The following is a 10,945-nucleotide window of genomic DNA, read 5'->3' on the forward strand; positions in this document are numbered from 1 at the left end:
TCGGTTTAGGACAGTGTATTGCCGAGATGGTAGCCGCACAGCGGTTTAATCAAGCCAGAGACCGAATGATTGAAAGCATCTATGGTGCTGTAACCACGGGTCGTGTCTGGCGCTTTCTCCAACTTGCGGATCAAACTGTCGCGATCGATAACGAGGAGTTGGTCATCGAGGATGCCGACGATATAAATATTGCTAAAATTTTAGCCATTTTAAGCCAGCCCATTAAAACCTTGAATCTTGATTAACGTTCATTCTATCAGCTGAACGCCTGTCTGATAACTTGCCATAAAATACTAGGTTTAAAAAATATTGTGGTAGGTTTGATCAGATGAATTACCTCAATGAAACTTTGGTAAACTTCAGCTCTTTCACTGGCAACGAGAATCACCTTATCGATATACTGCTGTAGAAATCGAGTTATTATATTCGGTTTATCTCCTGCTGTGGTAGACCACCGCAAATCGTCAGCCGTTGCCATTAACCAAGGTGTTTGGTTGACTAGAGCGAGCTTTTTTTGAAAATGCTTTCCCAGATCTTTTAGATCGGGATTCGAGCGATGTTGAGTGTATTGCTTAAAACATTGGTCTAAAACTAAGGCAGCTAAACTTGCAACAGTCATCCCTTGACCATAAACAGGATTGAAGGTGCAAACGGCATCACCGACCACCACAAAGTTGTTGGGAAAGTGGGATAATCGTTCATAGTGACGCAGGCGGTTTTCTGTGCGTCGGTAGCCATAGATAGGAGAAATCGGCTGAGCGTTTTTAATTGCCTCATAAACGGATGGATCGCTGAGACTTTGAGCAAAGTCCAGAAACCCCGCTTCATCAGTGGGAGGATAGTCTCTACCTACACCAATGAGACAAACTATCCAGCGATCGCCCTCCACTCGATAGAGTACACCGCCCCTTGACTGATGGGGAGCCTGAGGCATTAAATACAATACATGATAATCTAACGGTTCATTGCCCAAGGATTGATACCAGCGACTCGCATACCCTAGAAAGGCATTGACGATAGTTTCCTGGGGGGCTTCATAGCCTACATTTTTTAACCACTGGGGCGTTTGAGAATTTCGTCCACTAGCATCTACGACAAACTGGGCAGATAATTGAGTGTCTGTACCGTTAGAATTTCGCAGTTTCACACCTTCAACAGTGGTACGGTTAGGATTGAGTAATAAACCTGTCACTGTAGTCGCTTCTTTAAAGTCCAGATTCCTGTAAGCCGCCAAACGTTTACGGATCAAGAATTCGAGCAAATTCCGGCTACACGCCTGAGTTTTTAGGTGAGACGGAAAACGGGGAGACCAACCACCCGGTAATAACCACTGAAAATCTGCCGTCCAGTTGAGAGTAGAGACATCCAAGCCAGCCAGTTCTTCTTCCAATCCAGGAAATAACTGATTCAAGATGCGATATCCCTGAGTTAACAGGACATGAAGCTGATGGGATTGGGGAACTCCTGCACGAGATTCAGGTTGTTCGGGAACGCGATCGCGTTCAATAATCGTCACCTGATCAAAATGATCGGCTAGCACCCGTGCGGTTAACAGTCCGGCTATACTACCACCGATAACAATTACCTTTTGTGGGGTTTTAACAGGGGTTTCTTGGACGTTGGCTGTGATTTCCACGAGTGTCTAAATTAGATTGGGCGATGAAAAAAACGATCAGTTGTCAATGATAACTGGATTTTGCCAAAAGTCGCGAATCACTTCCGCTACAGCCGGATGATTTTTTAGCGTGGGATGGGATAATGTGGGTAGATAAAAGAAATTTGCACCGGGAACCTTCGTTTCTTCTAGAGTCACTGCACCGTCCGTTCCGCCACCAATATCGCCCGCAATCACTAACGTGGGAATCACTTTAGCAATGGATTCCGCCATCTGGCGGCGATTGTTCAACAAAGCCCCGGCTATCCCCACACCCATTCCCAAAAAGGTAAAATTTCGGGCTAAATCCACCCCACCGATAGGTGAAGCCACGAGAACCAACGACTCCACCTGAGTCAACCATTCAGGATGTTGGTTGAGAAGTTCTACCCAGATTAATCCGCCCAGGGAATAACCAATAATCCGGATCGGGGTTTGGGGATACTGGGCAATTGTTTCCGTAGCAATTCCCTCCACCTGCTTGATTAACGGCTTAATCCGCCACCAGGTTTTCCACCAACCCAGATTGGGGGTAATCACCAGCGTCTGGGGAGTCGCCAGAGTTTGCGCCATCACTGTGATCGCGGCTTCTGTATCTGCCCAGCCGTGTTGGGCAAATAGAATGTAATCTGGGGTTTCTTGCATCGTGATGGAGGGAGATGGGGTGATGGGGAGGTTTGGATAGATATTAAGTTACAGTTGTTAGCCCTGTTCCCTGTTCCCTGACAAATGACAACTTATCCACTGAGTTTAGCTTTCACCATAGCTTGAATCTTGCGACCTTCAGCACGCCCTTTTAACTTATCCATGGCGGGTCCCATGACTTTCCCCATGTCTTTCATCAAACTTGCACCAGTTTGGGTAATAATTTCATCCAGTATCGCTTCAATTTCCTGATCCGATAGTGGGGCGGGGAGATAGTTTTCAAGTATGGCTAACTCTTTGGCTTCTTGTTCCGCCAAGTCTTCCCGTCCAGCGTTACGATACTGTTCCATTGAATCCCGACGCTGTTTGGCAAGTTGGGCTAAGAGTTCAAGTTCCTGAGTTTCGGTGAGTGTCTCTTGTCCTTGAGGGCGCAAGCTGACCTCTTTTTCTAGGATCAGCTTTTTGATACTGCGGACAGTTTCCAGCCAAACTTTATCTTTCGCCTTCATCGCGACTTTGATATCTTCAGAGATGCGGTCTTTGAGGCTCATTATGTTGATTGAGGAAACAACTGATTAAATTATAGAATAACTTATTTGCGGCTGCTTTATTAAAAAATGACACCGAATACACCGACTATACCAGTGTTTGGGTACGAGATAATCTCTATATTGCTCACGCTCATTATGTTATGGGAGAGGTTAAAATTGCTCTGGAAACGGTTAATGCCCTGATCAGCTATTTTAAAAAGTATCAATGGCGTTTTATCAAGATTATTGAGGGCGAAGCTGACCCCTAGAATGTGATGGAGCGACTGTTCCCAGTGATGCCACCCCATTACTTTGGACACAAGCAAATTTAGCTGTGGCGCTGAACATGATGGAGACGAGTTTATCAGTCGGTATGAAAAATTAAAGTTAACGGTTGAGATTAGGGAACAGGGAACACCTCGGCTGCGCTCGGTGTGTAACAGGGAACAGTAAGAGGGTCAGGGAAATTTACAAAAATTTATACAGTACCGTTTTCTTTTTTCCGCCTACTTACTATTGATTAATTGAATCGTTTATTTTAATCAATATCTTCATCTTGTTCCCTCTGCCACTGGGTTAACACGTCACCCGGATTAAACCCACGATACTGAAGATAATTCCATAGCTTCCGCTTGGTTTTCGGATCAATATCATGAAAATCAGTAATTTTATACTTTCGCACAACCTTAGCTTTTAAACCATCCAGTTGTCCCCCTTCTTCCTCGTCCTCGGTTTGAGACTGCCAGATTTGTTCAAAGAACTCCGAATCAATTCCCTTATCTCGGCATTTACGTTTAATGACTATTTTGCCATATTTGCCTCGATAGGATGTGATCATACTTTCTACAAAACGAGTATCCGATTGATAATTGAGGCGTTGCAGCTTCTCAATAGATTCAGTAATATCCTGGGCATCAAAGCCTTTAGTTTGGGCTTTTTGCGTGAGTTCAAAGACACTATATTCTCGACGAGCTAAAAGTTTACAGAAATAGTCAATACAATTCATTGATTGTCAGGATTAAATGGGTGGACACAATTAAAGTTAACGGTAGTAATCATCATTTGCCATTTGTCACCAAACCCTCTTTTGTAGTACATTTGTTCGGGAGAAGACTTCTGTTAAACAAATCAGTTGAGTATCCGCATTAAAAACGGGGGTGATCGAAATGTCGAAATAGGTTGTATCATTAGCCGTTTTCCAGCCTACATTTTCCAGCCTGACAGGATTGCGATCGCGATTCACTTTTTCAAAAGATTGGCATAAACCCGGAAGCTGCCAAAGTTGGAGACTTTGCAGGGAACTCCCCAGATCGTTGAGGGTTAAGCCAAATAGAGTATTTGCCTTTGCATTCGCCAGGATTAAGCAACGGTTGCTGTCTATGGCTAGCTGGGCGACGGGACTTGTCTCAAAGGCTGTTTGCCAGATGCGGATATCGGTAGCTGGAGAATCGATGGCTGGCTTTTTGCGCGATCGCGAACAGAGTTGCAAGTGTTCCTCTAAATCCAGTTTTAGCCCTTTCTGATAAACCTGATGCTTGAAGTTAACGGGTGTGAAAATTGGTCTGGGAGTCATTACCATCTCTGCCTTACCCAAGAAGAGAAAGCCGTTATTTTTGAGTCCAAAATGAAAGCGAATCAGAATGGTTATTTGAATGTCCGATTTGAAGTACATTAGAGCATTGCGACACACCAGCAAATCGATTTTAGACATGGGAGCATGCTTTACCAGGTTGTGATCAGCGAAGATGATCCGGCGGCGAAGTTGTCGATGAAAGATATAACCGCCTTGTTCGGTTTGCTCAAAGTATTTCTCCAGCAGATCGGCAGGAATTGCGCTGACGTCTCTCAGTTTATACGTGGCGTTTCGGGCTTGAGAGAGGGCATCCTTATCCCAATCGGTGGCGATAAATTGAAGGCGCTGTAAACAGGATTCGATGCCCAACGCTTCCGCAAATAGGATAACGACGCTATAGACTTCCTGCCCAGAGGCACAGGCGGCACTCCACACTCGAATCGGTTCATCGGGCTGTTTGCTGGCGATGATTGCGGGGATAATGTCGTTGGCTAGGTACTCCCAGGAGGCGCGATCGCGAAAAAAGCTGGTCAGGTTAATTAAGACCGTGTTTAATAGAGGGATATATTCCTGCGAATGGCGCTGCAAATAGTGCAAGTAGTCCAGATAACTATCAATTTTTAACTCCCGCATCCGGACACGGAATCGGCGCTCTAAGCTAGGACGTTTGTAGCCAGTCAAGTCGCAGCCACTGCTGTACTTGAGATACTCTAATAATGTTTCCATTTCCCACTCTGCTGCGGGCATAAGCTGCCCCTCACTGACCAATAAACTGGAGTATTTTGCCTCCGTTGAGGCTTGCCAAACAAGATTTACCGATGGCGCTACTCAAGAATGTCCGATAACCTTCACTAGATTTGAGTCTAGCGATATCTCCAGTTTTGTTCAAGATATATATGTACTTAGGCTCTGCTGCAGGGAGTTTTGTGGTGAAAGAAGGGAACAGTAAACAGTGAACAGTAAACAGTGAACAGTAAACAGTAAACAGTAAACAGGGTAATAGGCTATAGAAATTTTGTCTCCCATCTTCCCCAGCTCCCCCAGCTCCCCCAGCTCCTGATAACTGCTCACTCCCCCAGCTTCCTACCCTGGAAGGATGAATCATTCGCCTACCCCCTGTCAGGATAGTCCTGTAGATTGATAGCTGTCAGCGAACCCGAAAATTATAAACTATCGCCGCCGGAACGGCATCAAGCTACTGCTAAACCGTTAATTCGGTGTAGATGCAAGGGGCAATTGTCTCCTTTGTATCGCCTAGAGATGTATCGCCTAGAGAGGCTAAACCAGACCAATGCCATACTCTATGGCATTCCACCTGACATCGGGTTAATTAGACCTTAGATGCCTAGTGCTGTTTCTGTTCAAAAAAGGAGGTTTCATGCAACGCGAACAATGGTGGAAAAACGCGGTCATTTATCAGATTTCGCCGTGGAGTTTTAAAGACACCATGGAAAATGGCAAAGGCGACTTAGAAGGGATTATTGAGAAACTCGATTATATTGCCGCCCTTGGTGTCGATGCCATCTGGTTAACGCCCATCTTTCAATCCCCAATGAATGATCTAGCCTATGACATTACCGACATGCGTAAGGTTGATCCCATGTTTGGCAGCCTTGAAGGTTTTGAGCGATTACTAAACTTATCTCATGCCCTAGGGATGAAAGTCATGCTTGATCAGGTTTGGAATCATACCTCAGATCAGCATCCTTGGTTCCGGGAAAGTAAAACAAGTCGGGATAATCCCAAAGCCGATTGGTATGTCTGGGCAGATCCCAAAGAAGATGGTTCACCGCCGAATAATTGGCTATCCGCCTTTATGGGTGAAAGCGCTTGGCAATGGTCCGGTGAACGTCAACAATTTTACTTCTATAATTTCCTCCCCAGTCAACCGGATTTGAATTGGCATAATCCGGAAGTCGTTGATGCCTTAATGAAACGGGCAAAATTCTGGCTGGAGTTAGGTGTGGATGGTTTTCGCATTGATGCGCCTAACTTTTTCTTACATGATGCCCAATTACGAGACAATCCGCCTCGCCCCGATGATGCACCGTTACCCGATGGTGTCGCCCCCGATAATCCCATTGTTCGGCAGTTATTTAAATACAATTTCTGTCGTGAAGAAACCTTAAAAGCCCTCAAACCGATTCGGGAACTGGTGGATCAGTATCCTGGGGTAATCACCTTAGCTGAAGTCACCTTCTGTGAAGACTCAATTGTGCTATCGAGTCAGCATGTGGGACCCGATAAACTACACATGGCATATAACAGTGCCTTGCTAGTTGATGAACCGATTAGCGCTAAATTAATGCACGATACCCTGAAGAAAGTAGAACATTATTTCAGCGACGGTGGTAATTGCTGGATTGTCGGGAATCATGATTATGGTCGTCTCAAATCCTGTTGGACAGGAAAGGATGTCAATGGGAATCCCTATCCCGACGAATTTTATCATGGAATTGCGGCAATGTTACTGTCTATGCCAGGGACGTTTTGTCTCTATCAGGGCGATGAGTTAGGCTTACCTGAAGCCAGGATTCCAGAGGATATTCCTCCCGAAGAAATTAAAGATCCATTTGGTAAAGCCCTGTACCCAGAAGTCCCTGGACGCGATGGTTCCCGCACCCCGATGCCTTGGAAATCTTATGCCGCCAATGCTGGATTTACTATCGCCCAACGCGCCTGGTTACCCGTTCCCGAATCTCATTTGAATCGAGCCGTAAATATCCAAGAACCTGATCCTAACTCCCTATTAAATACCTGGCGGCGGCTGATGCATTGGCGTCAAGAGCAGCCCGCTTTAATGTGGGGAATGACGAATGCTAAAGTTCTGGATACCGATGAACCTTTATTTGCTTTTATTCGGGAATCCGCTGAACAACGTTTACTGTGTATGTTTAATCTGGGTGATACGCCAGTCCAGTATGATTTATCGGCTTATCCAGACTGTCAGGAAGTTAAGGGGTCTGGGTTTACCGCAGACCGATCCGGTGATATGTTGAAAATTCCGGCTTATGGTGTCTTTTTTTGGGAATTGAACTTATCTGAAGACGTGTAGAGACGTAGCTACGTCTCTACTCTATATCCTTCCCCTGTTCCCTGTTCCCTGTTCCCTGTTCCCTGTTCCCTATGAATAACGTCAATTGTCAAAATCCTCAATTGATTGATTGGTGGCGGAATGCCATTATTTATCAGGTTTATCCTCGCAGCTTTTACGATAGTAATGGCGATGGTATCGGTGATATTCCAGGAATTATTGCTCATCTGGATTACATTACCGCCCTGGGCGTGGATGCTATCTGGTTATGCCCGTTATTTGAATCGCCGATGGATGATTTTGGCTATGATGTGACGGATATGTACACCATTGATCCAGATTTCGGTACTTTGGAGGATTTTGATCAGCTTTTGGCAGATGCTCATAATTTAGGTTTAAAGGTGATCATTGATCAGGTGTGGAATCATACCTCAGATCAGCATCCTTGGTTCCTGGAAAGTCGCCAAAGTCGGGATAATCCCAAAGCCGATTGGTATGTCTGGGCAGATCCTAAAGACGATGGTTCTCCACCGAATAATTGGTTATCAGTGTTTTTGGGAAAAAGTGCTTGGGTATGGGCACCCCAGCGAGAACAATTTTATTTTTATGACTTCTTGGAGTTTCAGCCGAAACTGAATCTACATAATCCCCAAGTTGTGGATGCTATTTTGAAATGTGCCACGTTTTGGCTAGAACGGGGTGTAGATGGATTCCGCTTAGATGCGGTCAATTTCTTGATTCATGACCCCAAATTACAAGATAACCCGCCGCGTCCAGAGGAGGCGTCACCCCCGGATGGTATTCTCTCGGCTAATCCCTTAGCCAAGCAACTGTTCCACAATCAAATTTGTGATGCCCAAAATTACCAGCTTTTGCAACAAATTCGCGAACATGTGGATTGTTATGAGGCGATTACCTTAGGAGAAGTTACACTGTCGGAAGATGCGATCGCGATCTCCAGTGATTATGTTACCGGAAGTGAACGATTGCATCTGGTGTACAACAGTGCGCTATTTTTCCAGAACCCCTTCAGCGCCACTCAGATGCGTGAAACCTTGGAACGGATAGAACACCATTTCTCCAGTGGGGGGAACTGTTGGATAGCCGGAAATCACGATTACCGTCGCTTGAAATCCCGTTGGACAGGGAAAGATGCCCAGGGTAATCCTTATCCAGAGGAATTTTATCATGCGATCGCGGCAATGCTCCTCTCCTTACCCGGTGCTTTTTGTCTGTATCAGGGGGATGAATTAGGGTTAACCGATGCCGAGATTCCCGACGATATCCCCGCCCAACAGATGAAAGACTCCTTTGGCAAAGCCCTTTACCCCGATATCCCTGGACGAGATGCATCCCGTACCCCCATGCCTTGGCAAGCGGATGCAGCGAATGCAGGCTTCACTGAGGCAAAACAGGTGTCTTTTTTGGAGAGATAATCTAATGTAACGTTGGCGGGATGTCACGAATTTCTCCATTCACCAAAAATTTGTGTCAGGCTGTACTTAGAGCCTTAGTACAGAAGTACAGAGTAAAGCGACAAGAGGTAACAATAAAATTAATCGCGTATGAGTGAACAATCCACCCTCAACCCCACATCTACCACAGAAAAACCCGATCAACATCAACAATCCCATGAGTGGTGGCGTAGTGCCGTTATCTATCAGGTCTATCCCCGCAGCTTCATGGATAGTAACGGCGACGGTATCGGTGATCTGAAGGGGATCATGCAAAAACTAGACTATATCGCCTCCCTTCGCGTTGATGCGGTTTGGGTTTCCCCGTTTTTCAAGTCCCCGATGAAGGACTTTGGTTATGATATTTCTGACTATCGTGCGATCGAACCGATATTTGGCACGATGGAAGACTTCCAGCATCTCCTGAATAAGGCACATAATTTGGGGTTAAAGGTACTCATTGATCAAGTTTGGAACCATACCTCAAACGAACACCCCTGGTTTCTAGAGAGTCGCAGTAGTCACGACAATCCCAAAGCCGACTGGTATGTCTGGGCGGATGCCAAACCCGATGGGACACCCCCCACAAACTGGCTTTCCACCTTTGGCGGAAGTGCGTGGACATGGGACGCGAAACGGGAACAGTATTACCTGCACAATTTCCTCGCCGAACAGCCGGATTTAAACTGGTATAACCCGGAAGTTAGAGAAGCGATTCTGGATGTGGCACGGTTTTGGTTAGATATGGGAGTCGATGGCTTCCGTCTAGATGTGGTGAACTTTTTTGCCCATGACCGCCAATTACGGGATAATCCACCCCGACCCAAAAATAGGAAACGTCCAGCCGGGGCAGATGCTCACGACCCATTTTTCTCCCAATGGAATAAATATAACTTCTGCCAACCGGAAACCTTGGAATTTCTCGAACCGATTCGGGAATTGATGGATCAATATCCCGGAACCATGACGTTAGCGGAAATTAGTTCGGCTGAAGATACGGTGGTTACGTCCAGTGAATATGTTAAAGGAGAGAAACGCTTACATACTGCCTATAACTCAGCCTTGATGCACGATGAACCGTTGAGTTATCAGCGAGTGCGCGACATGATTGAGCAGGTAGAAAGCCATTTCCAAGATGGCGTCATCTGCTGGACAGGAGGAACCCATGATTTTCCTCGACTGAAAAGTCGCTGGCTGAAGTTTCTGATTGATGATAAATTCACCCACGCCGTCTTTGATCATCTATTTATTGCACTACAGCTTTCCTTGCGGGGAGGGTGCTGTATTTATCAAGGGGATGAACTGGGTTTAACCCAAGCCACGATTCCCTTTGAAAAAATGCAAGACCCCTTTGGACTCGCCGGGTATCCGTCAATTTTGGGTCGAGATGGGTCACGCACTCCTCTCCCTTGGCACAAAGATGCGCCCAATGCTGGGTTTACCACAGCAGAAGAACCCTGGCTACCCATTCCCGATGAACATCGTGACCAAGCGATTGACCAGCAGGACAGCGAACGGATGTCTCTGCTGAATAAATATCGCCGTTTGATTCATTGGCGCAAGAAACAGCCAGCTTTACTGAAAGGGGATTTAACCCTATTGGATACAGAGGAACCGTTACTCGGGTTTACTCGCCAATGTAACGAACAAAACCTGATTTGTCTGTTTAATTTGAGTCCAATGCCTGTGCATTATGATTTATCGCCCTACCCCAACTGTTATCGAGCCGATGAGTCTGATTTTATCAACCGACGGTATAACGGGGTGGTAGAAATTCCCGGCTATGGCGTTTATTTTGGCAATTATTCGCCGGAAACTGAATAGGGTTTAATTGCCAATGGCGATAACAAAGGGAGAATTCGTGGAGATTCTCCCTTTTTATTCAGAAATACGTTTTGACACAAGTAGGGGCGCATATAGCAATCCTAAATAGATTGTGGCAAAATTCCATACTGAAAAGTTTTTGGAAAATCGAATATTTGACCATCAGCAAAAAACTTAAATAGCCACTTAACTATTTTAAAAGAGCTACAAAGATGATAAAATTTCCTGATG

11 protein-coding genes and 1 pseudogene are annotated in these 10,945 nt (G+C 45.6%); 5 read left to right on the top strand and 7 right to left on the bottom strand.

Annotated features, from left to right (window positions below; all coding sequences use genetic code 11):
• The first annotated feature begins 26 nt into the window (after positions 1–26).
• Entirely contained in the window at positions 27–245 is a 219-nt protein-coding gene (locus tag RIG66_RS21680) for a hypothetical protein (protein WP_446380802.1), read from the top strand.
• A gap of 11 nt (positions 246–256) precedes the next feature.
• Here RIG66_RS21680 and RIG66_RS21685 read toward each other — a convergent pair whose 3' ends face one another.
• The 6 genes from RIG66_RS21685 to RIG66_RS21710 form a co-directional block, all read right to left on the bottom strand.
• Positions 257–1,636 (bottom strand): FAD-dependent oxidoreductase, encoded by a 1,380-nt coding sequence (locus RIG66_RS21685; protein WP_446380803.1) that lies wholly within the window; start codon positions 1,634–1,636, stop codon positions 257–259.
• A gap of 36 nt (positions 1,637–1,672) precedes the next feature.
• On the bottom strand, positions 1,673–2,299 hold the full coding sequence (locus RIG66_RS21690; RefSeq protein ID WP_446380804.1) for an alpha/beta hydrolase: 627 nt from the start codon (positions 2,297–2,299) through the stop codon (positions 1,673–1,675).
• 92 nt (positions 2,300–2,391) lie between these two features.
• Entirely contained in the window at positions 2,392–2,850 is a 459-nt protein-coding gene (locus RIG66_RS21695; protein ID WP_446380805.1) for a GatB/YqeY domain-containing protein, read from the bottom strand.
• Positions 2,851–3,367: 517 nt separating this feature from the next.
• Positions 3,368–3,835: a regulatory protein RecX gene (locus tag RIG66_RS21700; protein ID WP_446380806.1), complete on the bottom strand. Its 468-nt coding sequence runs from the start codon at positions 3,833–3,835 to the stop codon at positions 3,368–3,370.
• Positions 3,836–3,901: 66 nt separating this feature from the next.
• Positions 3,902–5,149: a CheR family methyltransferase gene (locus RIG66_RS21705; protein WP_446380807.1), complete on the bottom strand. Its 1,248-nt coding sequence runs from the start codon at positions 5,147–5,149 to the stop codon at positions 3,902–3,904.
• A gap of 10 nt (positions 5,150–5,159) precedes the next feature.
• Positions 5,160–5,507, bottom strand: a complete 348-nt coding sequence (locus RIG66_RS21710) for a hypothetical protein (RefSeq protein ID WP_446380808.1) — start codon at positions 5,505–5,507, stop codon at positions 5,160–5,162.
• Between the two features lie 32 nt (positions 5,508–5,539).
• Between RIG66_RS21710 and RIG66_RS21715 the strand changes: the two genes are divergently transcribed.
• From RIG66_RS21715 to RIG66_RS21730, 4 genes are all read left to right on the top strand, one after another.
• A complete protein-coding gene (locus RIG66_RS21715; RefSeq protein ID WP_446380809.1) occupies positions 5,540–5,743 on the top strand; it encodes a hypothetical protein in 204 nt (67 codons plus the stop codon).
• Positions 5,744–5,780: 37 nt separating this feature from the next.
• Positions 5,781–7,457: an alpha-glucosidase family protein gene (locus RIG66_RS21720; RefSeq protein WP_446380810.1), complete on the top strand. Its 1,677-nt coding sequence runs from the start codon at positions 5,781–5,783 to the stop codon at positions 7,455–7,457.
• A 71-nt stretch (positions 7,458–7,528) separates the two neighbouring features.
• Complete coding sequence (locus RIG66_RS21725; protein WP_446380811.1) at positions 7,529–8,872, top strand: alpha-amylase family glycosyl hydrolase; 1,344 nt, start codon at positions 7,529–7,531, stop codon at positions 8,870–8,872.
• Positions 8,873–9,001: 129 nt separating this feature from the next.
• Complete coding sequence (locus RIG66_RS21730; protein WP_446380812.1) at positions 9,002–10,714, top strand: alpha-glucosidase family protein; 1,713 nt, start codon at positions 9,002–9,004, stop codon at positions 10,712–10,714.
• Between the two features lie 101 nt (positions 10,715–10,815).
• Here the strand turns inward: RIG66_RS21730 and RIG66_RS21735 are convergent.
• A pseudogene (locus tag RIG66_RS21735) lies at positions 10,816–10,945 on the bottom strand (IS630 family transposase); the annotation flags it as partial.

The organism is Coleofasciculus sp. E2-BRE-01, from assembly GCF_040221695.1.
Lineage (GTDB): Bacteria > Cyanobacteriota > Cyanobacteriia > Cyanobacteriales > Coleofasciculaceae > Coleofasciculus.